The organism is Streptomyces lavendofoliae, from assembly GCF_014649735.1.
Classification (GTDB): Bacteria; Actinomycetota; Actinomycetes; order Streptomycetales; family Streptomycetaceae; genus Streptomyces; species Streptomyces lavendofoliae.
On sequence record NZ_BMTP01000003.1, the window covers coordinates 293070 to 317435 of the forward strand.

Below are 24366 nucleotides of genomic sequence, written 5' to 3' on the forward strand. Positions count from 1 at the left end.
GGCGGTATGTCATCCGTGATCGCTGTGACCGGGGCGAGCGGCCGTGTCGGCGGCCGTGTCGCCCGCCGCCTCGCCGGGCAGGGCGTGAAGACCCGGCTGCTCGGCCGTGACCCGGACCGGCTGCCGGAGCTGCCGGGCGCGGTGAAGGCCGCGCCCGCGGCGTACGGGGACGCGGAGGCGATGCGCCGGGCCCTGGACGGCGCGGACACGCTGTTCCTGGTGTCCGCGCACGAGGGCCCCGACCGCATCCAGGACCACCGGACGGCGGTCGACGCGGCGCTCGCCGCGGGCGTGGGACGGATCGTGTACCTGTCGTTCCTGGGCGCCGCGCCCCAGGCGACGTTCACCTTCGCGCGCGACCACTGGCACACCGAGCGGTACATCGAGGCGCGGGACGTGCCCCACACCTTCCTGCGCGACAGCTGGTACCTCGCCGGGTTCGCGGCGATGACCGGCGAGGACGGCGTGCTGCGCGGCCCGGCGGGCGGCGGCCGGGTCGCGGCGGTCGCCCACGAGGACGTCGCGGACGTCGCGGCGGCCGTCCTGCTGGGCGGCGCGGACCACGACGGCGCCGTTCACGACGTGACCGGCGAGGAGGCGCTGACCCTCGCCGAGGCGGCGGAGGAACTGTCCCGGGCGGCCGGGCGCCCGGTGCGGTACGTCCCGGAGACCCCGGCCGAGGCATACGCCTCCCGCGCGCGGTACGGCGCGGAGCACTGGGAGGTCACCGGCTGGGTCACCTCCTACGAGGCGATCGCCGCCGGCGAGATGAGCACGGTCTCCGACACGGTCCGGCGCCTGGCGGGCCACGCCCCGATGACCCTGCGCGAATACCTCACGGCCCACCCGCGCTCCTACGCCCACCTGCGCTGACGGCCGCGCCCGCGCGAGCGGCGCCCACGGCTGTGGCCGGGTTCCCGCCACGGCGCGGGCCGCGGGCGACCGCGACCGCGGGACCGGTCCGGTTACGGGCGGCGCAGTGCCCGGGTCACGGCTTCCCACGTCGGCTCGACCGGTTCCAGGGGGTCGCCCCCCACCCCGAGGTCCTTGAAGCCGCTGGACGTCGACACGCACACCACCGGCCCGCCGGCGTCGCCCTCGCGGGCGGCCCACTGCCGGAACCCGGCCAGCCCGGCCGCCGCCGACAGCTCGGCCCACAGGCCCTGCCGCGCCAGTTCGTCCCGGGCCCGGCGCAGCTCCGCGTCCGTCACCAGGAGCGCGTCGCCCCCGCTGTCGAGGACCGCCCGCACCGCGCGGTTGCCCCCGACGGAGCAGTCGATCGCGTACGCGTCGGTGGCGCCGGTGGGCACCACCGCCGCCGGCGCCCCGGTCCGGACGGCCGCCGCGAGCGGCCCACCGGCCGCCGGTTCGCACCCGAACACCCGCGGCACCCGGTCGGTGACGCCCAGGTCGCGCAGCTCGCGGAAGCCCTTCCAGACGCCGAACAGCAGCTCGCCGTACCCGGCCGGGACGAACACCGCGGCCGGCACGCCGAGGTCGGCGTGGATCTCGTACGCGACGGTCTTGTATCCCTCCGGTCCGAAGGGGTGGCCCGTGTGGGTCGGGGTGAGGTTGCTGACGGTGTGGTAGCCGAGGCGCTCGGCGATCATCGCGAGCAGCGGCCAGCGCGCCTCCGCCGGGACGGCGACGACATCCGCCCCGTACGCCCTGAGGAAGGACGCCACCGCGGGCGGCGCGCCGGCCGAGGCGAGGACGACGCAGCGCAGCCCGGCGCGGGCGGCGTAGGCGGCGGCGGAGGCCCCGTGGTTGCCGGAGGAGGCGACGGCGATCCCCTCGGCGCCCTCATGGACGGCCGCGCCGACCGCCACCCGGTTGAGCCGGTCCTTGTGGCTCCACGTGGGGTTGCGCGACTCGTCCTTGATCCACACCCCGTCCCCGAGCGGCACGAGCGGGGTCGCGCCCTCGCCCAGTCCGGGGGCGTCGAGCGGCGGCAGCAGCGGTGCCCACCGCTCCAGCCCGCCACGGCGGGGGGACGACGTGAACAGGTCCGCCGGGACGTCCTGGTAGGCGTAGTCCACCTCCACCGGGAAGACCAGCCCGGGCGTCGCCGTGCGGGGACAGCCGCGCAGCAGCGGCGGGTACAGGGGGTAGCGCACACCCGGATCGCCCAGCGAGCGCTGTGCGGTGGCGAGGGAGACGGCGGCGGTGATCATGCGCCGAGCCTACGTGCGGTTCAGTCCTCGCCCCGGACGATGTTCTCCTCCACCGTGCCGTTCCCGGCCACCCGGTCGGCGACGGCGGGCCGGTGCGTGCGGATCCGGCCGTGGATCTCACGCCTCATGGCGATCGGGCGGTCGAGCGCCGCCCATGCGGCGACATCCGGGTCTCTGTTCCTGCCTGTCTGGGTGCTCATGGATGACGAGTACCCATCCAACAGGGACGAAACGGGCGCGGTGCGACGCGGTGGCCCAAGGCCCCCCGGCGGCACGGCGGATGGCCGGCCCGCGGCGCTACATCCTTCGGTGTAGCGCCGGTTCGTCTGCGGTCATGACGTCTCCGGCGGTACGCGCCGGGACGCTGGAGGTATGACCGAAACCCTTCGTACCCCGGTGGAGCACACGGCCACGGACACGCGGCGCCTCGCCCTGCCCGACGTCCTGCGCGGCGTGGCGATCCTCGGGACGCTGATGACGAACGTGTGGGTGTTCACCGGGCCGGGCTCCGAGTGGGGCGTGCTGCAAGGCGCCCTGCCGGAGCCGTCGTTCGGGACCTTCCCGGCGGTCGCCGAGAGCGTGTTCCGGCTGGTGGCGGACGGGAAGTTCCTGTCGATGCTGACGATCCTGTTCGGGGTCGGGCTGGCGATCCAGTACGGTTCGGCGGCCCGGCGCGGGCAGCCGTGGCCGGGCCGCTACCGGTGGCGGGCGCTGTTCCTGTTCGCCGAGGGGACCGTGCACTTCGTGCTGGTCTTCGCCTGGGACGTGCTGATGGGGTACGCCGTGACGGCGCTGCTGGCGGCCTGGCTGCTGACCCGCTCGGAGCGGGCGTGGCGGCGGGTGATGTGGTGGGCGGCCGGGCTGCACCTGACGGTGATCGGGCTGCTGACGGCCGCCCTGGCGGCGGACCCGCCGGAGGGCTCCTCGTCCGGTGCCGCGCCGGGCCCGTCGCCGGACGGCGGTATCTCCCGGGAGGTCGTCGAGTTGTACGCGCACGGCAGCTGGGCGGAGCAGATCGCCTTCCGCCTGGAGAACGCGATCGCCCTGCGCCTGGAGCCGGTGCTGACGTTCTGCCTGCTGCTGTTCCTCTTCCTGCTGGGCGTACGGCTGTTCCGGGCGGGTGCCTTCGGGACGGACGCGACGGCGCGGCGGATCAGGGCGCGGATGCTGGTGTGGGGCCTCGGGCTGGGCGTCCCGCTGAACGCGGTCGTGGCGGTGGGTGGTTCGGACTTCGTCCTGCTGGCGCGGTACGGGGCGGCGCCGCTGGTGGCGGTCGGGTACATCGGGCTGATCGGCGCGGTCGTGGACCGGGTCCGGCGCCCGGGTGTGCTGATGGGCGGGCTGACGTCGGTGGGGCGGATGGCGCTGTCGGGCTACGTCGCGCAGAACGTGCTGTGCGTGCTCGCCGCGTACGGCTTCGGGCTCGGCCTGGCGTCCGGACTCGGCGAGGCCTGGCGGCCGTGGTGGGTGATGGGTCTGTGGGCGGTGGTGTCGCTGGTGCTGCTGGTGTTCTCCACCTGGTGGCTGCGCCGCTTCCCGGCCGGCCCGCTGGAGTCCGTACAGAAGTGGGCTCTGCGGCGGTGAGCACCCCGGGGCGCGTACGGCGTCGATGATCAGGTCCCAGCGGCCGGGATCCGGTGGGGGCCGTCGGGGCCGGACCCGCCCTGGATGTTTCCCACCACGATCCCGGCCCCGCCGCGCCCCCCGCACCCGGTCGGCCGGCGCGTCACCGTTCCGTCCGGCGGCGCAGCCACCACAGGACGGCCGCCGCCAGGCAGGCCGAACCGACGAAGGTGAGGGGCAGCAGGAGCCCCGGCCCCCGGGAAGGCACCGGCAGGGTGGCGACCGAGACCGCGGCGGTCGGCGGCACGGAGCGCGGCGCCGGGGCGGCCGGCGGGGCGGCGGCGGCCCGGGGCGGGAGGGCGGCGCGCGGGGGCAGCAGGGAGCCCACCGGGCGGGCGTGGGGCGCCGCGGCGAACCCCCAGTCCAGCAGGTCCCGGGCCTCCTCGTACACGGCGTACGCGCCGCCCCGCCGGGGGTTCAGCACCGACACGACCAGCGTGCGCGGGCCCCTGCGGGCGGCGGCGACCAGGGTGTGGCCCGCGTGGCTGGTGTAGCCGTTCTTGATGCCGAGGAGCCCCGGGTAGCGCGCCACGCCGTCGGCGCCGGTGAGCAGCCGGTTGGTGTTGCGGATGCCGTACGACCAGCGTCCGGCCGGGAACTTGGCGTAGGGCGTGGCGGCGTACCGGGCGAAGTCCGGGTTCCGCAGCCCCGCGCGGCCGAAGACCGCCAGGTCGTACGCGGACGAGACCTGGCCGGGCGCGTCGTACCCGTCGGGCGACACCACCTGGGTGTCATGGGCGCCCAGCGCCCGCGCCGTGGCCTGCATCCTGCGCACGGTCGCCTCCCAGCCGCCGTTCAGCCCGGCGAGGACGCGTACGGCGTCGTTGCCGGAGCTGAGGAAGACCCCGCGCCACAGGTCGGCGACCCGGTAGGTGACCTCCTCGCGTACGCCCACGAGGCTGCTGCCGTCGCCGATGCCCCGCAGTTCGTGTTCGCTGACCGTGTGCTGCCGGTCCGCCGGCAGGCCGGGCAGCGTGGCCAGCGCGAACAGGGTCTTCAGCGTCGATGCGGGCGGCAGCCGCAGATGGGCGTCCCGCGCGGCCAGCACGTCACCGGTGGCGGCGTCGGCGATCAGCCAGGCCCGGGCGGACAGCACGGGCGGCGCCTTTACGCCGGGCGGGAGGCGCACCTGGGTGCCGGGGCGGTGCAGGAGGACCGGGTCGACGCGCACGGCGGCGGGCGGCGGCACCGGCTCGACGGGGCGCGGCGCGGCGGCGGGTCCGGCCGGCGCGGACGGGAGGAGCAGCAGGGCGGTGGCCACGAACGAACTGACGATCATTCAGTCACGGTAGGGACGGGTGGGACCGGCCGCCGAGCGGTGTGCCGCCGACCGGAGTACGGCGGGTCGTCGCGTCACCCGCATTACTCGTGTTTCCCGGGGCACCTGCAAGGGGGCTCCCGTCACCCATCCCTCTGGAGGAACGGACATGAACGCGGTCCTGCGTGACAAGGTCTTCATGCGGCTTCTCTCGCCGGACGGCCAGGAACTTCCCGTCCTGTCCCATTTGACCTATGACGCGCGCGACCCGTACGCGGTCACGGTCGGCTTCACCCACGCCGGGTTCGTGTACGCGGAGTGGCGCCTGGACCGCGACATGCTGCGGGACGGCATGGCGCACCCGGTCGGCGAGGGGGACGTACGGATGTGGCCGGTGCTGAACGGCACCCGTGAGGAACTGCGCATAGAACTGGCGCACACCACCGTGTTCACGGTCTGGGCACCGTCGCTGCGGCGTTTCCTGGAGCGGACGTACGAGGAGGTCCCGGCCGGCCGGGAGCGCGTGGAGGACCTGGACGCGTTCCTGGCGGAGCTCCTGGCGGCCGGCTGACCGGCGCGGCGGGAGCGCCGCCGCCCCTGAAGCACCGCGGCCCTCGGGAGCGCCGCCGACCCCGGCCGCGTCCCCCGTGACCGCCGGCCACCTGGCAGGACGCCGCCGCCCCGGTCCCAGCGCCGCACCGCCCGCCCCGGTCCCAGCGCCGCCCCGCACCCCCTGGCCCGGCCCCAGCGCCGCCCAGCGCTGCCCGCCCTGGGTCATCGTGCGGCGGGTTCACCGGGCGTCCGGCCGCTCCTCGCCGGGGTCCCTCCGCCTGGTCTCCTCCAGGAGCGTGAGAGCCAGCTCCAGCAGTTCCGCCGGAACGCCCGCGTCGTCGTCGCGTGCGGCGACCCCGCCGATTTCCCCGGTGCGGCATTTGGCGAGGAATTGCAGTCCTGCCAGGACATCGTCGACGACTTCCGATTCGTCCTTGAAAAAGCGCCAGTCGACGCCGAAGCCGAGCCCCAGCGCCTTGAGAATGTCTTCGGAGGGATGGGTGACCTTCCCGGCCAGGATGTTGGAGAAATAGCTGTGGGAGAGAGAACCGCCGCGCTGTTTCACCAGGTCGGCGAAGACCCGCCCGGACACCTTCCGGCCGGGGAAGGTCTTCCCCACCAGGTACTCGACCTTCTGCTGCAACGTCCGAGGTTCGGGCGGGCGCCCTTCGCCGTTGTCCATCGGTTCCCCACGGTGCGCGCTGTTCGAGTCCGGTCGACGGGCTCGTACTGTAATCGACACAGAACGCCGACGTCTTTGCATCAGCGACAAAGCGGAGCATCCCGCCCCCGCTGCGGAATCGACTTGCGCGGGCACTCTGCGTCACTGTTAACTCGAAAAAACGCGGGCAGGGGGCCACGAGGGGAGTCCCTTGCCCGCGCATGCCCCGCCGGAGGCGTCCGGTCAGGGGTGTAGCCCATCGCGACGGGGGATGCACGATGGGCTACACCCGCATTATGACACCCCGTCAAGCACGGTCGCTCGACGTTCGGTCGACTTTCCGGTGTTGGCTCGATCCGTTTCGGCGAGCGCTCCGGCGCAACGCTCGCCAGCGTGACAATTCGGACGAGTTCCTTGATGGGGAACCGTGCCCTATCGAGCGGTGAAGGGGCGAAATCATGGCGGTACAACCCGAAGGAACACCGCGCTGGGCGGACGCGATGTTCGCGGACGTCGAAGCGGCCAAAAGCCTCTGGGCGACGACCCGGTGCGGGGCCGGGTATGGAGATGACCGGCGACTTCTCGCCGGAGGTCCCGCCGTACATCACCGTGTACTTCGGAGTCGGCGACTGCGACGCGGCCGTGGAGAAGGCGACCGAGCGGGGCGGCGCGGCGGTGTGGGGCCCCATGGACACCCCGTTCGGCCGGTTCGCGAGCCTGCGCGACCCGCAGGGGGCGACGTTCTCGGTCATCGACATGAGCAGGACGGAAGGCGGGATGCCCGCCATGACCGACGTGCCGTGACCGGCGGGGCCGGCGCTCCGGGCGGCGGACGATCAGTGGTCGGCGCCGCCGGCCGGGCCGCTGGGCGTCACCGCGATCTCCACCTGGGGCGTCTCGGCGGTGGTGGTCTTCGGCGAGAACAGCGCCATGCCGACCAGGACGGCGGCGAAGAAGGCCACGCTCCCCGCGATGACGCTCGCCACCCGCGGCCGGCGCCGGACGAACTGCCGGGCGCCGCCCACCCCGCGCTGGGCGGGCAGGGCACGCCTGCCCCGGCCGCCCTGGCGCGGCACCTGCGGCAGCGCGTACGTGGTTCCCGCGCCGCTCCCCGGCGCCGTGCCCGGCAAGGGTCCCGCCGCGGGCAGCGGCCCGCCCGGCCGCGCGGGCGCCGCCACGGGCACGGCCCGCGCCGGCGCCGGGGCGGGGGCGTGCGCGGTGGCCGGCCCGCGGCCGGCGCCCTGCGGGTGCGCGGCGCGCCGGGAGCGGGCGGCGGCAGGCGCCGGGGCCGGCAGCGACTGCGCCCGCCCCTGCCAGGCACCCGAGGCGAACCAGTCGGCCACCTCCTGGGCGGTGGGCCGCTCCTCCGGCTGCTTGGCGAGCATGCCCAGCAGGTAGTTCTCGAACGCGGGCGGCACGTCGACCCCGAGCCGCAGCGGCGGCACCGGCGCGGTGTCGATGTGCTGGTACAGGATCGCCGTCGCTGTGTCGGCGTGGAACGGCGGCCGGCCGGTGAGCAGTTGGTACAGCACGCACCCGAGCGAGTACACGTCCGACGCCGGGCCGGCCGGCCGGCCCAGCGCCCGCTCGGGCGCCAGGTACAGGCTGGTCCCGACGATCTGCCCGGCCTGGGTGAGCGCGGCGGCCGGGTCGTCGACGAACCGGGCGATCCCGAAGTCCCCCAGCTTGACCGTGCCGTCCGCGTCCGCCATCAGGTTCCCGGGCTTGATGTCCCGGTGCACGATCCCCTGCCGGTGCGCCGACGCCAGCCCCGCCGCGGTCTGCGCGGCGACGGCGGCCACGCGCGGCGCGTCCAGCGAACCGGCGGCGGCCAGCTCCTGCGCCAGGCTGCGCCCCTCCACCAGCTCCATGACCAGGTAGAAGCGGCCTTCCCAGGCCCCGAAGTCGAACACCGCCACCACGTGCGGGTGGCTCAGCCGGGCAGCGGTCTGCCCCTCCAGCCGGAACCGGGCCGCCGTCTGCGCGTCGGAGTCGTCCCCGAGCAGCAGCTTCATGGCCACCGGCCGGCCCAGCACCTCGTCCGTGGCGCGCCAGACCTCGCCCATCGCGCCGCGGCCGATGGGCGATTCCAACCGGTACCGATCCGCCACCAGCACCCTGTGCACCTGCCTGATTCCGATCGATCCGCCACCCCGGCCGACGCCGGCGCAACAACTGCACCGAACGGAAGGGGTGATGGGAGAGTCCGCGACGGGCTCAGGGTACCTACCGCCCGCCGCGCGCACTGCGGCACCATCGGCGTACCGCGGGGCGCGACCGCATCCCGCCCGTGACACCGACCGCATCGCGCCCCAGGACGCCGACCGCATCCCGCCCGTGACACCGACCGGAGCCCGAACGTGCCCGACCAGCCGCACCAGCCCTTCCTGTACGTCGTCGTCTGTGCCTCCGGCGTCGCGCCCGGCGTCGGCGCGCTCATCACCGCGGCGCAGCGCCGGCGGTGGGACGTGGGCGTGATCGCCACGCCTCTGGCCATGAACTTCATCGACGTGGCCGCCGTCGAGGCGATGACCGGCCACCCGATCCGCTCCGCGTGGCGCCGCCCCGGAGAACCCCGCCCGCTGCCCGATCCGGACGCCGTCGCGGTCGCCCCGGCCACCTTCAACACCATCAACAAGTGGGCCGCCGGGATCTCCGACACCCTGGCGCTGGGCATCCTGTGCGAGGCGTACGGCGCGGGCGTGCCCACCGCCGTCCTGCCGTGCCTGAGCGCGGCCCAGGCCGCCCACCCCGCCTACCGCCGGAGCCTGGACGTCCTGCGGGAGATGGGCGTACGCGTCGGCGGCCGGGCCCCGGAGGGCGCCGCGTCCGGCGGCTTCCCCTGGGAGGAGGCCCTGGACCTGCTGGACATCCCCCGGTGACCGGCCCCCGGGTGACAGGTGGTTGACGCGCCCCAGGGGGTCAGGGGGCCGGCGTACGCGTCACGGTCCGGCCGAGCGCGGACGCCGCACGCGCGAACACGGCGGCGTCCAGGACGGCGGCCCCGCCCGGGTCGTTGTTGAAGTACACGTACACGTCCTCCTCGTCCGGCCAGGCGCCGGCGATCCGCCCCGCCCAGGACGCCAGGGCCCGTGGCCCGTAGCGGGGCCAGGGCCGGGCGGCGCCCGCGTGGAGGCGGACGTACCCCCAGGGCGCGGTGCGCCACAGCGGGGTCACCGGCCGGGAGCCCCGGTCGGCCCAGCACAGGGCGGCGCCGTACCGCTCCAGCACCGTCCGCAGCTCCCGCTCCGCCTCCCACCAGGTGGGGTGGCGCGGTTCGACGGCCACCCGGACCGTGCCGGGGAAGCGGCGCAGGCAGGCGTCCAGCAGGCCGGTGTCCTCGCGAAGGTTCGGCGGCAACTGGACCAGGACGGGCCCCAGCCGGTCGCCGAGGCCCTCCGCACGGCCGAGGAGCCGCTCCACCGGCTCCTCGGGGTCGCGCAGCCGCTTGATGTGCGTCAGGTAGCGGCTGGCCTTCACCGCCATGACGAACCCCGCGGGGGTCCGTTCCCGCCAGGCGGTGAAGACCTCCGTGGTGGGCAGCCGGTAGAAGGCGTTGTTGTTCTCCACCGTCGCGAAGTGGCGGGCGTACTCCTCCAGCCACAGCCGCTGCGGCAGCCCGGCCGGGTACAGGACGTCCCGCCAGTCCCTGTACTGCCACCCCGAGGTTCCGATGAGCACGGGCACATCACCCATGCTCCCCGCTGCCTACGGCTTCCACCACGCGGCGGAGGCGTCCCGGAGGGTGTTCGTCCCGCAGTGCACCTCGCCCATGCCCAGGTGGTACGTGTACCAGTCGTCGATGTACGAGACCTTCATCCCGGCGCCCGTGTAGGCGGCGGTCACGGCGGCGTTGAAGACGTCCTTGCCCCCGATGACCGGTCCCCACTGGCGCGGGGCCAGGTACCGGTCGCCGGCCAGCAGGATGCCGTTGACGGCGCCGGGGACGTACGCGCTGGTCATGACGGCGCCGGGGCCGGCGGCCCGCCCGTCGCGCCGGACCAGCCGCTTCTGCTGGCCGTGTTCGGCGACCACGTCCGGTACCTGGCCGGCGCCCAGCCGCGACAGGCGGGGCATCCGGTCCCCGCGCTCGCCCACCGGCTCCGTGCCGCGCGTGTACAGCGCCGGTACGCGCACGATCTCGGCGTCCGTCACGCCCGTCTCGCGCCGCAGGACCGCCAGGTTCGCCTCGATCCGCCGGGCGGCCATGGTGTTGTCGGCCACCAGCCACTTGGAGGCGAGGGCCTGGGCGATGGTCTCCTTCGGCGCGAACCGCTCGGGCGAGTCCGGCACGGAGAACATCCGGGTGCCGCCGTGCCCCGCCTTCTGCGCGTCCCGCAGCAGCTTCAGTCCGGCCTCGGGGTCGGCGATGCCGAGCCGCCAGCCGCGCGGGGTGCCCGGCGCCGGGAGGAACTGCACGAACTCGTCCACGTGACCCACGTGCAGCCACGACGTGTCGAGCAGCAGCGGGTCCTGGAGGCCCTGGGACGCCAGCATCGTCCGCATCGCCCGCGCGGGCTTGGAGCCGTCGTCCTTGCGCTCGCCCATGATGATCCGCCCGGCGGGGAAGGACCGGCCGCCGTGCGTGTACGGGGGGATGGTCTCCAGGTTCCCCATCGAGTTCAGGGTCCACTCCTCCGAGTCGCGGACCCCGGTGACCTGGACGACGCCCACGCCGTCGCCGCGCATCCGCTCGAACAGCTCGCGGCCCGCCTCGCGGTCGGGCTGCGCCGAGCGCAGCATCACGCGGATGATCTGGCGCTGTCCGCCGGGGCCGGTCATGCTCACGTACCCCGGCTCGACGAAGTCCTGCGCCCAGATGTCCTCGTACTTGTCGAAGGTGACGAGCGGTAGGCCGATCCCGGCGGCCTTCACCTCCTTGGCCAGACCGTTGACGAACGCCTGCTGCCCGCGGGCGTAGTCGTCCTTGCCCGGCACCTTGGTGACCAGGACCTGCTGGGCCTTCTGGAGGTGGTGGTGCGTCAGCAGGGGGGCGACGCGGAGGGTGATGTCGTCCTTCACGGCCGGCCTGCCGGGCACGGTGACGGTCAGGCGGATCACCGCGCGGCCGTCCCAGACCTTGCTGTCCCGGACGATGTCGGTGCTCTCGACCGCGAACTCGAGGCCGCCGCGCAGCTCGGCGGCCGTCAGCCGGGTCTTGCCCGTGACGTGGGCCCAGCCGGTGGCGCGCTTGACGAAGACGCGGGTGTACCTGCCGCCGGCCGGGACGCTGACCGCGCCGGTGGCGGTGGCGGGCAGGCCGGCCGTCGGGACGGCGCGGACCCGGGCCAGGTCGGCGAGGTCGGCGGAGCCGTTGATCACGGCGTCGGAGGCGTCGTCGCAGGCCGCGAGCGCGGCGTCGGTCAGGGGCTTGCCGCCGGGGCCGGCGGTGGGGCAGCGCTTGGTGTCGTCGTCGATGTTGGGCAGGAAGACCGCGCCCCGGGCCGTGTTCCAGGTGTCCTCCCCCGCGGCGTCCGTCGTGCCGGTGACGTCGACCCTGCCGTCCCGGTCCACGTCGGCGCGGAGGTCGACGGAGGGCGGTGCCGGGGCGCCGGGCGCGGCGGACACCGGCGCCGCGGGCACCAGCACGGCGCCTATCGCGGTCAGGGCCAGGGCTGTTCGTCTCGTGGTGCTCGTAACCACCGTTCGTCCCTTCGTGGGGGGCGGGTCATCGAGCCGGAAGAGGGCGTGGAGGGGTACCGCGTTGCCTGGGACGCGCGAGAAGGCGTACGGGGGCCGGGGATCGGCGGATTCGTCCCGGTGGGTGGGGCCCCGGAGGTGCGGGGCGGGGTGTGCGCGGCCGGCCGGCCGGCGGGATGCTGGAGCCCCCTCGCCCGGAAGGACCCTCCGTCGTGCTCGTCGCCCGTTCCGTCGCCCTGTTCGTCGCCGCCGCGCTGTTCGAGATCGGGGGTGCCTGGCTCGTGTGGCAGGGCCTGCGGGAGAACAGGGGCTGGATCTGGATCGGCGCCGGGGTGGCCGCGCTGGGTCTGTACGGGGTGGTGGCCACGCTCCAGAGCGACGACGCGTTCGGGCGGGTGCTGGCGGCGTACGGCGGGGTGTTCATCGCCGGGTCGCTCGCCTGGGCCATGGTCGCGGACGGCTACCGCCCGGACCGCTTCGACGTCATCGGCGCGCTCGTGTGCCTGGTCGGCATGGCGGTCATCATGTACGCCCCGCGCGGCGACTGAGGCCCGCGCGCTCTTGAGGCCCGCATGCGCCCGGGTCCCGAGCTCCGCCGGGTGTGGGACGCGGACCGGGCCGCGACCGGGTACGTCACCGGTCGCGGCCCCGTGGCCGTCGGGGCCGTGGGCCCGGGGCGGCTAGCGCACCGCGGAGAGGGTGCCGAGCAGCCCCTGGACGAACTGGGTGGCGCCGGCCAGGCCGCCCGCCGAGGCGAGCTGGGTGGCGCCGCCGAGCGGGGCCGTCAGGCTGCCCAGGGGGCCGGACGCGCCACCGGGGAGCCCGCCGGGAAGGCCGCCCGGGACGGCGCCGGTGAGGCCGCCGGGCACGGCACCGGTGAGGCCGCTCAGCGGGTCGGCGGCCTGGGCGGTGGCCGCGCCGCCGAGGGCGATGGTCGCGGTGGCGGCGGTGGTGGCGACGATGCGGGTGGTGAGGCGGCGGGTCCTGGTCATGGGCTTCTTTCCGTTGGTCGGTGCTCCGGCCCGGCTGGTCCGGGCCGGCCTCGCGGTGCGGTACCGGGACAACGCTCCGGCCCGGCCGGAAGGCACGGCCGCCGCCCCGGGCGCCTCCCGCGGTGGCTCGACGGCAGGAGGATGGCGCCATTGTGGCGCCATCAGGGCTTGTAGTGGCACCAAACTGGTGTCACCATGGCGGCGTGAGGGCTCCGCCCGCCACGCCGGCCGGACGGGCCACCGCCCCCGCACGCCGGCGTCCCACCGCGAAGGAAGGCATCACCATGTCCCAGGAACCCGTCCGGTTACCTCGCGACCGTGCCGAGGACCACCCCCTCGACCCGCCCCCCGGACTCGCCCGTCTGCGCGAGGAGCGGCCGCTGGCGCGGATGCGCTACCCCGACGGGCACGTCGGCCGGCTGGCCACCGGTCACGCCACGGTCCGCGCGATAGCGGCCGACCCCCGTTTCAGCTCGCGGTACGAGCTGATGCACTACCCGTTCCCCGGAGGCCCGGACGGCCCGCTGCCCCCGGCACCGCCCGGCGACATGACCGGGATGGACGCCCCCGAGCACACCCGCTACCGCCGGCTGCTCGCCGGCCGGTTCACCGTCCGCCGGATGCGCGAGCTGACGGCGCGGGTCGAACGGATCACCACCGACCACCTCGACGCCATGGAGCGTCATGGACCGGTCGTCGACCTGATCGAGGCGTACGCCCACCCCGTCCCGGCCCTGATGATCTGCGAGCTGCTCGGCGTCCCCGAGGCCGACCGCGAGATGTTCACGCGCCGCGCCGCCGCCGTCTTCGACGCCGAGGCGCCCGTGGAGGAGCAGACCGCCGCGCTGACCCGCCTCGGGGAGTACGTCCACGAACTGGCCCTCGCCAAGCGGAAGCACCCGACCGACGACGTGCTCGGCGAGCTGACCCGCACCGACCTCACCGACGCGGAACTCGCCGGCGTCGGCAGCTTCCTCCTCGCCGCCGGGCTCGACACCACAGCCAACATGATCGGCCTCGGCACCCTCGCCCTGCTCCGCCACCCGGACCAGGCCGCCGCCCTGCGCGCCGAACCGGAGTCGGCCGACCGGGCGGTGGAGGAACTGCTGCGCTACCTGACCATCGCCCACACGGGAGCCCGGGTGGCGTTGGAGGACGTCGAACTGGACGGACAGGTGATCAGGGCGGGGGAGACGGTCACCCTCTCGCTGGAGGCCGCCAACCGGGACCCGGCCCGGTTCCCCGATCCCGACACCCTCGACCTGCGCCGGAAGGCCACCGGACACCTCGCCTTCGGCCACGGCCCCCACCAGTGCCTGGGCCAGCAACTGGCCCGCGTCGAGCTGCGGGTGGCCCTCCCGGCGCTGTTCACCCGCTTCCCGACCCTGCGGTCGGCCGTGCCGCCCGAGGAGGTGCGGCTGCGTCGGAACACCAGCGTCCACGGCGTGCGGCGGCTGCCGGTCACCTGGGACGAGGGGTGACCGGGCGGAAGGCGGCCGGGCGGGAGGCGGCGGCGGTCGTGCTGCGCGTCGACCGCGACCGCTGCGCCGGCTCCGGCATGTGCGTACTGACCGCTCCTGGGGTGTTCGACCAGGACGCCGGGGACGGCCGCGTCCTGCTGCTGGACGCCCGCCCGCCGGCCGGCCCGGCGGCCACCGCCGCCCGGGAGGCCGCCGGTCTCTGCCCCGCCGGCGCGATCGCCGTCCGCGCGGCCCCCGCCCCGGACCGGTGAGCCTCACGGGCCGATGCGCTCGATCCGGCCCGCCCGCATCTCGGCGGTCCGGTCGGCGAAGTGCCGTACCAGCGCCGGCTCGTGGCAGATGAAGAGGTACCCGAGCGCGAACCGCTCCTGGAGGTCCGAGAGGAGGTTGAGGATCCCGGCCCGGACCGACGGGTCGAGCGCGGAGACCGGCTCGTCGAGGACCAGGAGCCTGGGCTCGCACGCCAGGGCGCGGGCGATACCGGCGCGCTGACACTGGCCGCCGGACAGCTCGTGCGGCCGCCGGCCGCCGTGCGCGGCCTCGTCCAGACCGACCAGGGCGAGCAGCTCGGCGACCCGCGCGGGGCCGGTGGCCGCGTCCCAGCGGCCCTGGACGCGCAGCGGTTCGGCGACGGCGTCCCGGATGGTGCGGCGCGGACTGAGCGAACCGTACGGGTCCTGGAAGACCGGCTGCATCGCCGGGCGCAGCGGGCGCAGGGCCCGCTCGTCGAGCCCGGTGAGCTCGCGCCCCTCGAACCGCACCTCCCCGGCGTCCGGCCGGCGCAGTCGCAGCACGGCGGCCGCGGTCGAGGACTTGCCGCACCCCGAGGGGCCGACGAGGGCCAGGGTCTCGCCGGCGCTCAGGTCGAAGGAGACGTGGTCGACGGCGACCACCGGGCCGTACCGTACGACCAGGTCGCGGACCTCCAGCAGGCTGCCGCTCACGCGCGCCCCGGGAACAGGCCGGCCGCCGATGCGGGCACGGCGTCCCAGCGGTGGCAGGAGACCGACCGGACGGCGTCCACGCGCAGCGGCTCCGGGCTCCGCGTCCGGCAGCGCTCCTCGGCGAGCGGGCAGCGCGGCGCGAAGGCGCACCCGGGCGGCAGCGCGCCGGGGGCGGGCGGCACCCCGGGGACGGCGGGCAGCCGGCCACCCCGCGCCACGGGGGTGAGCGCGGCCAGCAGCCCCGCGGTGTACGGGGCGCGGGGGCGGCCCAGCACCCGGTCCGCGGGGCCCGACTCGACGTGCCGTCCCGCGTACATCACCAGCACCCGGCCGGCGTGCTCCCGGACCGCCTCCAGATCGTGGGTGACGAGCACGAGCGCCGCGCCCGTCGCCTCCCGCCGCTCGGTGAGGACGCGCAGCACCTGCTCCCGCAGGTCGCGGTCGAGGGCCGTGGTGGGCTCGTCGGCCACGACGAGTTCGGGTTCGCCGACCGTCGCCATGGCGATCACGGCGCGCTGCCGCATACCGCCGGACAGCTCGTGCGGATACGCGCGGCCCCGGGCCGCGGGAACGCCGACACGTTCCAGGGCACGCGCCGCCCGGGCCCGGGCGTCCCGCCGGGACACGCGCCGCAGCGAGCGGACGGCGGCGGCCAGTTGGTCCTCGACCGGGTGCACGGGCGACAGCGCGGACAGCGCGTCCTGCGGGACGAGCGCCACCCGCCGCCCCCACAGCCGGGCGGCTTCCTCCCGCACGCCGGTGGTGCCGGTGGCCGTCCGCATCCGGACGGTGCCGCCGACGGTCGCCCCGCGCGGCTCCAGGCCGAGCAGGGCCCGTGCCGTCAGGGACTTGCCGGCGCCGGACTCGCCGACGATGGCGAGGACGTCGTCCCCGTACACGTCGAAGGACAGGCCGCGCACCACCTCGACGGCTCCGAAGGCGACCGTGAGGTCACGCACGGAGAGCAGTGGTTCATCCGCCATGGGGGGACCTCCTCGTGGTGCGGGTCGGGCGGGCTGCGGCCGAGAGCGCGACGGCGAGCCCCGCGAGCAGCGCCAGCGCGAGGGCGGGCGCCAGCGCCGCCCACGGCGCCCGCTCGACGTAGGCGCGGGACTCCTCCAGCAGCAGCCCCCATTCGGGGGCGGGCGGCCGGGCGCCGAGCCCCAGGAAGCCCAGCGACGCCAGGGCGAGCGCCATGCCCGGCAGGCGCAGCGCCGCGTGGCGGGCGACCGGCCCGGCCACGGACGGCAGGACGTGCCGCCACAGGATCCAGCCGGGTATCGCCCCGATCGCCTTCTGGGCGAGCAGGAAGCCCGACGCCCTTACCTCCTGGACGAGGGCCGCCGCGTGGGCCGCGAGCGGCGGCCAGGAGATCAGGGCCACGGCGAGCGCGGCGCCGTCCGTGCCGGGGCCGAGGACGGCGGCGACCAGGATGCCGGCGATCACCGGGGGCAGGGCGTTGGCGATGTCGGAGAGGCCGGACGTCAGGCGCGGCACGAAGCCGAGGGCCACCGCGACGAGCCAGCTGAGCGCGCACACGGCCACCGCCGTGCCGACCGTCGCGGCCGCCCCGTGGCCGAGGCGGGCGAGCACGTCGCGGCCGAGGCCGTCCGCGCCCAGCGGGTGCGCCGGGGACGGTGCGGCGAGGCGGGCGGCGGCGTCGACGGTGTACGGGTCGCGCAGCAGGCCCCACCCGATGACGGCCGCCAGGACGGCCGCGAGGGCGGCCGGCACGGCGGGCGCGACCCGCCGGGCGGGGGCGGCGGGCAGCGTCAGCCCCGCGTCCCGCAGCGCGGGGCCCAGCAGCCGCCGCCGGACCAGGGCCGCGAGGGCGCCGACCGCCAGTCCCAGCGCGAGCAGCGCCAGCACGGCGCCCTGGAGCAGCGGGAGGTCCTGCGACGTCGCCGCGCCCAGCGCCGTACGCCCGATCCCGGGCACCGCGAACACCGTCTCCACGGCCACCGCACCGCCCGTGAGCCCCACCGCGACCATGCCGAACTGCGGGACCAGGGGCGGCAGCGCGCGGCGGAGCGCGGCGAGCGCGACCCGCGCCGGGGACACTCCCGCCCCGCGCCACAGCTCCACCCACCGCTCGCCGAGCACGGCGGGCAGCGCGTCGGCGACGAGCCGCCCCAGCAGCCCGCCCGCCGGGACGCCGAGCGCGACGGCGGGCCCCACCAGGTGCGCGGGGCCCTGCCAGCCGGAGGTGGGCAGCAGTCCGAGCCACACCCCGGCGACGATCAGCACGACGGTGGCGAGCAGGAACTCGGGCACGGCGGCGAGCATCGCCGCGAACGCCCCGGACGTGCCGCGCCCGCGCACCAGGACGGGTGCGGCGAGGGCGACGGCCACGATCAGCGCCACCGTGAGGGCGGCGCCCATCAGGCCCAGGGACACCCGGAGTCCGGTGACCACGGACGGCAGGACGTCGGTGCCGGACACCCACGAGGTGCCGAGGTCGCCCCGCAGGAGGCCGGCGGCCCAGCGGACCGGCGGCGTCACCGGCCCTGCGTCCAGCCCGAGATCGGCCCGGATCGCGTCCAGCGCCTCGGGCGTCGCCTCCTGCTCGGCCGACCGGGCACGCAGCACCGTGAGCGCCGGGTCGCGGCCGGACAGCCAGGGCAGCAGCCCGACGACCGCGAGGACGACGCCGAGCGCCCCGACCGTCCCGGCCGCCCGCGCCACCCGCCCACCGCCGGGCACCCACCGTCGGGTGCCGTGCCCACCGCCGCGCCCCCCGCGGGGTGCCCGGTCCGCGCCGGCGGTGCCGGGGCGGACCGATCCGACGGTGCGGGTCAGGTCGGCGGCACCGCGCCGGAGTCCGGCGGCGGTGCGGCGCAGTCCGTGCCGGGCGGAGCCCTCCGCCGTCGCGCCGCTCACCTGACGTACGTGGCGGGCGTGACGAGCAGCCGTTCGCGCGGGTCGTGCGCGGCGCCCACCACACGGGCCGCGTCGCCCTGGACCACCCGCTCGTGGACCATCGGGATCGCGGCGTCGGTGGCGAGGACGGCGGCCTCCGCGGCCATCACGGCCCGGCGGCGGGCGTCACCCGCCGTCGTCGCGGCGGCCTTGTCCAGGGCCTTGTCGACGGCGGGGTCGGCGAGCTGCGCGATGTTGAAGGAGCCACGGGAGGCGAAGTCGCTGTAGAGGTACGCGGCCGGGTCACCGGAGTCGAGGACGGTGGCCCTGGACAGGATGAACGCGTCGAACCTGCCGGCCAGCGCGTCGGCCTCGATGTGCGCGTACTGCCGGACCTCCAGCGTCACCCGGAACCCCGCCCGCCGGAGCTGCTGCTGGAGGGTCTGGGCGACCTCGGGAAGCTCGGCGCGGTCGGTGAACGTGCCGATGGTGACGGCCGCGCCGTCCGGCCCGGCCGCCCCGGCGCGCTTGGCCCCGGCGCGCTCCGGGCCGGTGCGCTTCGGCTCGGAGCGCAGAGCGGCCGCCCAGGGGAGGGCCGGCCCCAGCAGGCCCCGGGCGACGTCGGCCCGCCCCTCGTAGACGCTCTCGGCGATCGCCTCCGCGTCGACGGCGCGGCGGGCGGCGGCCCGCAGCCCCGGGTCCTTGAACGGCCCCTCGGCGGTGTTCAGGTAGAGGGTGTTGGTGCGCGGCATCGGCACCTCGGTGATGAGCCCGGGGTCGAGCAGCGCGGCCTGGGAGACGGGTATCGCCTCGACGATGTCGGCCTCCCCGCTGCGCAGCGCGGCGGCGCGGGCGGTGCCGTCGGGGACGAAGGTGACGTCGATGCCCGGTGCCTTGGCCTTCGTACCCCAGTAGCCGTCGTACCGGTCGAGGGTGGCGGAGGACGTGCCGTCGACCTCGATGAGCCGGAACGCGCCCGTGCCGGTGCCGACCGGGCTGACGGTCCTGCCCCGGTACGCCTTGGCCGACAGGATCGACAGCTGGGGGGAGCTGAGGCGCTGCGGGACGAGCGGGTCGGGAGCGGCGGTGGTGACGGCGACGGTGCGGCCGGAGGCGGTCGCCCGGAGGTCGACGCCGTCGAGGATGCGGGGCTTGGGCGAGGCGTTCGCGGCCCTGGTGAGGGAGTGCGCGACGGCCCCGGCGGTCAGCGGGCTGCCGTCGTGGAAGGTGACGCCCTCGCGGACGGTGAAGGTCCACGTCCGGCCGGCCTGCCGCCAGGACGTGGCGAGGGCGGGCCTCGGGTCGCCGTCGGCGTCGAGCGTGACGAGGGTCTCGGCGGTGGACCAGCGGGACAGCTTGAAGGCGTCGTCGGAGAGCGGGGAGAGCCCGGAGCGCGGCGGGTTCATCATCGCCACGCGGATGCGCCCGCCGTCACCGCCGGGGTCCTGACCGGTGGCGGCGAAGCATCCGGTGAGCAGGGCCCCGGCGGTGGCCAGGGCGGCGGCGTGGAGGGGGCGGGAGGGCAGGCGCACGAGGACCTTCCGGGCGGCGGTGGGACGAGGGGGAGGGGGAAGGCGGCGACCGTAACACAATGACAATCGTTTTCAATAATGGTCCGGTCCGGCCCCTCCTCCGGGAGCGCGGCGTCCCGCCCGCCGGCGCGGCGGGTCCTGGCCGCACCGCGCCACCCGTTCACCGCCCCCTGACGTCCCGGACCGCCCCGGACCGCTCGGGCCCCGGCACCGGGCGGACCGTCCGGCGGTCCGTTCGGCCGGACGGGTGGCACGCCCTAGCGCACCGGGCGCCCACGGGACCGCCGCGACCAGCGGAACCCGAAGAAGAGCAGATCGAGGACGAGCACGGCGATGCCGATGATCAGCAGGTACATCAGGCCCTCGGCGACGACGCCGATGAGCCCGAGGACGATGGCGACGATGATCAGGAACAGGAAGAACGCCATGGACGGGCACCTCCACGGGTGGCTGGGGTGGCTGGGGCGGGGCGGACGGATCAGCGGCGCGCGAGCTTCCGCTCTCCGCCGGCTCCGGGCTCGTACGGCATGCCGTAGTGCTGGAAGATCTCCGCCTCCCCCTCCGCCGGCAGGACGTCGTCCGTGCCGATGGACGGGGCCTTGCGCACCTCGGCCTTGGGGTGCGACACCTTGAGGTAGTCCGGCCCCACGACCGCCTCGTCCAGCGGGACGAACACCAGCCGCTGCCGGGTCGGCAGCCCCGTCCGCACGGTGGCGACGGCCGGTTCGTCGGTGGCGGTGTCCACGTAGATGGCCTCCAGCACGCCGATCTTGTGCCCCTTGGGGTCGACGACGTCGTGGTCGCGCCACTCGCGGATGTCTGCTGACTGGATCATGCGTTCTGCCCTCTGAGCCGGTCCGTTCGGTCGTCCTCGCACTCCAGCGTCCGCCCGCACGCCGACCGGCGCCACCGCACGTACCCCCGGCACCGTCCCGGCGGCCTCCCGGGACGGCGCCCTGGGGTGTACTGGCCGCTCGCCCATGCCTTATGTTGCGGAGGCAAAGCAAGGGGGACGGACGACGCATGGCACGGGATTACGACAGCCAGCTCCTGGAGTCGGTGGCCGTACGCCGGCGCAGGATGCGCGACGCGCTGCTGTTCGGCGCCCAGCGGGCGCGGCGCACGGCGGACGAGCGGCTCGGGAAGGTCTTCGCGGGCATCGCCATCGCGGCCGTGCTGTGCGCGGGGTGCGTCGGGTGGTCCTTCCTCCAGCACACCCTGGCCAAGCAGAAGGCCGAGCAGCGCAAGCAGGAGCAGCGGTACGAGCAGCCGGCGAAGCCGGAGAAGTCCGCGGATACCGGTAAGACTTCGCAGTAACACCCGTAAAGGGAATGGGGGAAACGTCGGCGGTGCACACATCGAGACCGGTCGAAATGGCCCGAAAGTTCCCGACGTCGCGATGATAGGTTCCCGTAAGTGGTGAGCACAGCAACGACTTCCCGGGCGCAACTGAGCAGGGTGACCCTGGTCGGCGAGCGGCGCCGGGCCGACATCGTCCTGCCCTCGGACACGCCGATCGGGCAACTGCTCCCGGACATCCTCCAGTTGCTGGACGACCGTGCCGCGTCGCGGCCGATGACCCGGCAGCTGATCACGTCCGACGGCTCCGCGCTGCCACACGACAGCACCCTGGCGTCCGCCGGGATCGCCGACGGAGCCGTCCTCCGGCTCGTCAGGGCGCACTCCGCGCCGCCCGCGCCCGTGGTGCACGACGTCACCGACCAGGTGGCCGACGACCTCGACCTCCAGGCGTGGCGCTGGCGGCCCGCCGCCCGGCGGGCGGGCGCGGGCGTCGCGACGGTCGTCTTCGCGGTGGTCACCGCGGTGCTGGCCCGCCGGGAGTTCGCCCTCGACGCGCTGGCGGGTGCCCTCGCGGCCGTGACGGTCGTGCTCCTCGCGGCCGGGGCGCTGGTCGCCCGGATCGGGCGGGGCAACCGGGGCCTGGCGACGGCGCTCCTGATCGCCTCCGGGGCGCTCGGGATCCTCACCGCGTGGACCGCCGCCGACGCGCACGACTGGTCCGGTGCCGCGCGGCTCGCCGCCGTCGCGGGGGCGCTCACCGTGACGCTGGCGATGCTGGGCCACTTCTCTCCGCTCGGCCGCGGCGGGCTCATCGGCGCCGGGGCCACCGCGGGGCTCGCCCTCGTGTGGGAGGCGGTCGCGGCAGTCCAGGGAGAACCGGCGCGGCTCGGCGCCGTCATGGCCGTCTTCTCCGTGGTGCTGCTCGGCCTGCTGCCCCGGCTCGCCCTGATGGCGTCGGGGCTCACCGCGCTCGACGACCGGCGTTCGGGCGGTGCCTCCGTCAGCCGCCACCAGGTGGGCAACGCCCTGGCGGCCACGCACCGGGGCCTCGTCCTCGCGACGATCGTCACCGCGCTGTCGGCCGCCGCGGGCGGGTGGCTGCTCACCCTGGCGGACCGGCCGAGCCTGTGGACGGTCGTCCTGCCGTCGGTCGTCGCCGTCGTGCTGCTGTCCAGGGCGCGGGCCTTCCCCCTGGTCGCGGAGGTGGTGGCGCTCTTCACCGCGGCCGGGGTGCTGGTCGTGCGCCTGGTCGTGCTGTGGATGGACCACGCCGGGGGAGCCGGGCCGCTGACGCTGCTGTGCGCTGCGGCGGTGCTGCCGCTGGTGGTCCTGGCGGTCCAGCCGCCCGAGCACGTCCGGGTGCGGCTGCGGCGGACGGCCGATCTGGTCGAATCCATCGGCATGGTGGGGCTCTTCCCGCTCGCGGTCGGTGTGTTCGGCGTGTACGGGCAGCTGCTCGACAAGTTCTGAGGTCCGGGTTCCGAGGCCCGGGTTCCGGGTGCTGCGGCAGGGCGGGGAGAAGAAGGGCAGACATGCCGAACGGAGACAACTGGCAGGGCGACGTCCTGCGCGACCTGGGCGCCGGGGCCCCGAGGGCCACGCCGCAGGAGGCCCCGCAGGCCCCGGACGCCGACCCCCCGGCCCCCCGGCCTGACGCGACCCCCGTGCCGGAGGCACCCGCGGCCGTCCCGCCGCCCCCCGCCCCCGGCGCCCCCGTGTTCGGTGAGCCGGTTCCCGGCGGGGCCACCGGCCCCGTGCCCGGTGCGCCGGGTACGCCGGGGGCCGGCAGGCCCGCACCCGGTGCGGCCGGTAGCCCCGTGCCCGGTGTGCCCGGCGCCGGTACGGCAGTCACGCCCGTGCCCGGTACGGCCGGTACGCCGGGGGCCGGCAGGCCCGCACCCGGTGCGGCCGGTAGCCCCGTGCCCGGTGTGCCCGGCGCCGGTACGGCCGGTACGCCGCCCGTGCCCGTGCCCCTGCCCGGTGCGCACGCGCCCCGTGAGGCCGGCGCGCCCGCCGGCGGGGCGGCGCCGCACGCCTCCGGGCAGGCGCACCCCCACCCGGGCCCCGCGCAGGCCGCGTCGGCGCCGCCGGCCGCGCCCGGCCCCGACCGGCGGGGCCCGCACGCCCCGGCCCCGCAGGCCCCCGCCAGCGGGCGACAGGTGCCGCCGGCCGCGCCCGGCCCCGTACCGGCCGCCCGGGCGGCCGGGCACGTACCCCAGCAGCAGGGCCCGCAGGCGTACGCCCCGATCGCCGCCGACCCGCACGCCGCCGCCGACCCGCGGGCCCAGGCGGCGTCGGCCCGCGCGGCCGAGGCGGCCCGCGCGCGGCAGGCCGCCGTGTCCGCCGCCCCGGCACCGTCCCCGGCACCCGCCCCCGCCGCCCAGGGCACCGCCCCGAGCCCGTACCCGCAGGGGCCGGCCACCCCCGACTCGCGCCCCGTCGTCGACAAGGACCTCGCCGCCGCCGGGCGCAAGCCGCGCCGGGGCGAGCCCTTCGCCGCACGGGCCGTCCGCGCCGTGCGCCGTACCGTCTCCTCGTCCGCCGCCCGGGAGGTCGCCGAGACCACCCGTACCGCCGAGACGCTCCAGCAGCCGGTGACGACCGGCCGGCAGATCGCCGTCACGTCCATCCGCGGCGGCGCCGGCAAGTCGACCGTCACCGCGCTGCTCGGCCTCACCTACGCGCACTACCGGCAGGACCCCGTCCTGCTGGTCGAGGCGGACCCCGCCCTCGGGTCGCTGCCGCTGCGGCTGGGTGCCGAGACGCTGCGGTGGACCACCGGCGACGTCGCCGGCATCGTCGAGCCGCAGATGTCGCTGCTGGACGTCACCGGCTACCTCGTCCAGCTCCCCGACAACGCCTGGCTGCTGCCCGGCAGTCAGGGCCGTATCGGCGCGATGCTGGACACCCGGGCGTACGAGCGGGTCATGGTCGCCCTGCGCCGCTACTTCGGGGTGACCGTCGTCGACTGCGAGACCCTCCCCGCGGAGGTCGCCCGCGTCGCGCTGTCCGCCGCCCAGGCCCGCGTCCTGACCGCGCCCGCCACGCTGGAGGGCATCGCCAGCACCCACGCGGTGCTCCAGTGGATGCAGGGCCTGCCCCGCCACATCATCGCCGGCACCGTCGTCGTCCTGACCGAACTCGTGCCCCATACCGGGCTGGACCTCGGCGAGGCCGCCCGGAAGCTCGCCGTCACCGGCGCGAGCGTCCAGGTCCTGCCGTACGACCGCCACCTGGCGGCCGGCGGCCCGATCCGCACCGAGCTGCTGGCCCACCCCACCCGGCAGGCCGCCACCCGGCTGGCCGCCGACGTCTTCCAGCTGTCCCAGAAGCGCCACTGAGGGGGAG

24 protein-coding genes and 1 pseudogene are annotated in these 24366 nt (G+C 76.0%); 11 read left to right on the top strand and 14 right to left on the bottom strand.

What is annotated here, in order from left to right:
• The first annotated feature begins 6 nt into the window (after positions 1 to 6).
• Positions 7 to 873, top strand: coding sequence for an SDR family oxidoreductase (locus tag IE109_RS06945; protein ID WP_189549854.1), 867 nt, complete (start codon positions 7 to 9; stop codon positions 871 to 873).
• A 92-nt stretch (positions 874 to 965) separates the two neighbouring features.
• Here IE109_RS06945 and IE109_RS06950 read toward each other — a convergent pair whose 3' ends face one another.
• Together IE109_RS06950 and IE109_RS06955 are read right to left on the bottom strand one after the other, a co-directional pair.
• Positions 966 to 2174, bottom strand: coding sequence for a threonine synthase (locus IE109_RS06950; protein WP_189549855.1), 1209 nt, complete (start codon positions 2172 to 2174; stop codon positions 966 to 968).
• 20 nt (positions 2175 to 2194) lie between these two features.
• Positions 2195 to 2374, bottom strand: a complete 180-nt coding sequence (locus tag IE109_RS06955; RefSeq protein ID WP_189549856.1) for a hypothetical protein — start codon at positions 2372 to 2374, stop codon at positions 2195 to 2197.
• 172 nt (positions 2375 to 2546) lie between these two features.
• On the opposite strand from IE109_RS06955, the gene IE109_RS06960 reads away from it, so the two are divergent.
• The gene (locus tag IE109_RS06960; protein WP_189549857.1) at positions 2547 to 3758 is read left to right on the top strand and encodes a DUF418 domain-containing protein; all 1212 of its coding nucleotides are present in this window, start codon (positions 2547 to 2549) and stop codon (positions 3756 to 3758) included.
• Positions 3759 to 3900: 142 nt separating this feature from the next.
• Here IE109_RS06960 and IE109_RS06965 read toward each other — a convergent pair whose 3' ends face one another.
• Positions 3901 to 5076 carry a D-alanyl-D-alanine carboxypeptidase family protein gene (locus IE109_RS06965; protein WP_189549858.1) on the bottom strand — a complete coding sequence of 392 codons (1176 nt, stop codon included), beginning with the start codon at positions 5074 to 5076 and terminating at the stop codon, positions 3901 to 3903.
• A gap of 148 nt (positions 5077 to 5224) precedes the next feature.
• Here IE109_RS06965 and IE109_RS06970 point away from each other — a divergent pair, with 148 nt between their 5' ends.
• Complete coding sequence (locus tag IE109_RS06970; RefSeq protein WP_189549859.1) at positions 5225 to 5626, top strand: SsgA family sporulation/cell division regulator; 402 nt, start codon at positions 5225 to 5227, stop codon at positions 5624 to 5626.
• Positions 5627 to 5845: 219 nt separating this feature from the next.
• On the opposite strand, the gene IE109_RS06975 is transcribed toward IE109_RS06970, so the two are convergent.
• Complete coding sequence (locus tag IE109_RS06975) at positions 5846 to 6289, bottom strand: hypothetical protein (protein ID WP_189549860.1); 444 nt, start codon at positions 6287 to 6289, stop codon at positions 5846 to 5848.
• A 511-nt stretch (positions 6290 to 6800) separates the two neighbouring features.
• Here IE109_RS06975 and IE109_RS06980 point away from each other — a divergent pair.
• Positions 6801 to 7072, top strand: a pseudogene (locus IE109_RS06980) (VOC family protein); the annotation flags it as partial.
• A gap of 32 nt (positions 7073 to 7104) precedes the next feature.
• Here the strand turns inward: IE109_RS06980 and IE109_RS06985 are convergent.
• Positions 7105 to 8385, bottom strand: coding sequence for a serine/threonine-protein kinase (locus tag IE109_RS06985; RefSeq protein ID WP_268251460.1), 1281 nt, complete (start codon positions 8383 to 8385; stop codon positions 7105 to 7107).
• 243 nt (positions 8386 to 8628) lie between these two features.
• Here IE109_RS06985 and IE109_RS06990 point away from each other — a divergent pair, with 243 nt between their 5' ends.
• Complete coding sequence (locus IE109_RS06990) at positions 8629 to 9150, top strand: flavoprotein (RefSeq protein WP_189549862.1); 522 nt, start codon at positions 8629 to 8631, stop codon at positions 9148 to 9150.
• A 40-nt stretch (positions 9151 to 9190) separates the two neighbouring features.
• Here the strand turns inward: IE109_RS06990 and IE109_RS06995 are convergent, their stop codons facing one another.
• Together IE109_RS06995 and IE109_RS07000 are read right to left on the bottom strand one after the other, a co-directional pair.
• Entirely contained in the window at positions 9191 to 9955 is a 765-nt protein-coding gene (locus tag IE109_RS06995; protein WP_189550113.1) for a DUF72 domain-containing protein, read from the bottom strand.
• 21 nt (positions 9956 to 9976) lie between these two features.
• Positions 9977 to 11911 (bottom strand): protein-arginine deiminase domain-containing protein, encoded by a 1935-nt coding sequence (locus tag IE109_RS07000; protein WP_189549863.1) that lies wholly within the window; start codon positions 11909 to 11911, stop codon positions 9977 to 9979.
• 209 nt (positions 11912 to 12120) lie between these two features.
• Between IE109_RS07000 and IE109_RS07005 the strand changes: the two genes are divergently transcribed.
• Positions 12121 to 12456 carry a YnfA family protein gene (locus IE109_RS07005; protein WP_189549864.1) on the top strand — a complete coding sequence of 112 codons (336 nt, stop codon included), beginning with the start codon at positions 12121 to 12123 and terminating at the stop codon, positions 12454 to 12456.
• Between the two features lie 132 nt (positions 12457 to 12588).
• On the opposite strand, the gene IE109_RS07010 is transcribed toward IE109_RS07005, so the two are convergent.
• A complete protein-coding gene (locus IE109_RS07010) occupies positions 12589 to 12900 on the bottom strand; it encodes a hypothetical protein (protein WP_189549865.1) in 312 nt (103 codons plus the stop codon).
• Positions 12901 to 13184: 284 nt separating this feature from the next.
• Here IE109_RS07010 and IE109_RS07015 point away from each other — a divergent pair, with 284 nt between their 5' ends.
• Both IE109_RS07015 and IE109_RS07020 read left to right on the top strand, forming a co-directional pair.
• A complete protein-coding gene (locus IE109_RS07015; RefSeq protein WP_189549866.1) occupies positions 13185 to 14381 on the top strand; it encodes a cytochrome P450 in 1197 nt (398 codons plus the stop codon).
• Positions 14378 to 14632, top strand: a complete 255-nt coding sequence (locus IE109_RS07020; RefSeq protein WP_229890650.1) for a ferredoxin — start codon at positions 14378 to 14380, stop codon at positions 14630 to 14632. Before IE109_RS07015 ends, IE109_RS07020 begins: the two co-directional genes overlap by 4 nt.
• Positions 14633 to 14635: 3 nt before the next feature.
• On the opposite strand, the gene IE109_RS07025 is transcribed toward IE109_RS07020, so the two are convergent.
• From IE109_RS07025 to IE109_RS07050, 6 genes are all read right to left on the bottom strand, one after another.
• Positions 14636 to 15325 carry an ATP-binding cassette domain-containing protein gene (locus IE109_RS07025; RefSeq protein WP_189549867.1) on the bottom strand — a complete coding sequence of 230 codons (690 nt, stop codon included), beginning with the start codon at positions 15323 to 15325 and terminating at the stop codon, positions 14636 to 14638.
• Positions 15322 to 16308 (bottom strand): ABC transporter ATP-binding protein, encoded by a 987-nt coding sequence (locus IE109_RS07030; RefSeq protein ID WP_189549868.1) that lies wholly within the window; start codon positions 16306 to 16308, stop codon positions 15322 to 15324. The genes IE109_RS07025 and IE109_RS07030 overlap by 4 nt, the downstream gene beginning before the upstream one ends.
• On the bottom strand, positions 16298 to 18010 hold the full coding sequence (locus IE109_RS07035) for an ABC transporter permease subunit (RefSeq protein ID WP_189550115.1): 1713 nt from the start codon (positions 18008 to 18010) through the stop codon (positions 16298 to 16300). The genes IE109_RS07030 and IE109_RS07035 overlap by 11 nt, the downstream gene beginning before the upstream one ends.
• 191 nt (positions 18011 to 18201) lie before the next feature.
• A complete protein-coding gene (locus tag IE109_RS07040; RefSeq protein WP_189549869.1) occupies positions 18202 to 19716 on the bottom strand; it encodes an ABC transporter substrate-binding protein in 1515 nt (504 codons plus the stop codon).
• Positions 19717 to 19973: 257 nt separating this feature from the next.
• Entirely contained in the window at positions 19974 to 20144 is a 171-nt protein-coding gene (locus tag IE109_RS07045; protein WP_189549870.1) for a hypothetical protein, read from the bottom strand.
• 50 nt (positions 20145 to 20194) lie between these two features.
• The gene (locus tag IE109_RS07050) at positions 20195 to 20551 is read right to left on the bottom strand and encodes a PRC-barrel domain-containing protein (RefSeq protein ID WP_189549871.1); all 357 of its coding nucleotides are present in this window, start codon (positions 20549 to 20551) and stop codon (positions 20195 to 20197) included.
• A 188-nt stretch (positions 20552 to 20739) separates the two neighbouring features.
• On the opposite strand from IE109_RS07050, the gene IE109_RS07055 reads away from it, so the two are divergent.
• The 3 genes from IE109_RS07055 (at position 20740) to IE109_RS07065 (ending at position 24359) form a co-directional block, all read left to right on the top strand.
• Positions 20740 to 21033 (top strand): hypothetical protein, encoded by a 294-nt coding sequence (locus tag IE109_RS07055; protein WP_189549872.1) that lies wholly within the window; start codon positions 20740 to 20742, stop codon positions 21031 to 21033.
• Between the two features lie 99 nt (positions 21034 to 21132).
• The gene (gene eccD, locus IE109_RS07060; RefSeq protein WP_189549873.1) at positions 21133 to 22488 is read left to right on the top strand and encodes a type VII secretion integral membrane protein EccD; all 1356 of its coding nucleotides are present in this window, start codon (positions 21133 to 21135) and stop codon (positions 22486 to 22488) included.
• 62 nt (positions 22489 to 22550) lie between these two features.
• On the top strand, positions 22551 to 24359 hold the full coding sequence (locus IE109_RS07065; protein ID WP_189549874.1) for a MinD/ParA family ATP-binding protein: 1809 nt from the start codon (positions 22551 to 22553) through the stop codon (positions 24357 to 24359).
• Positions 24360 to 24366 lie beyond the last annotated feature (7 nt).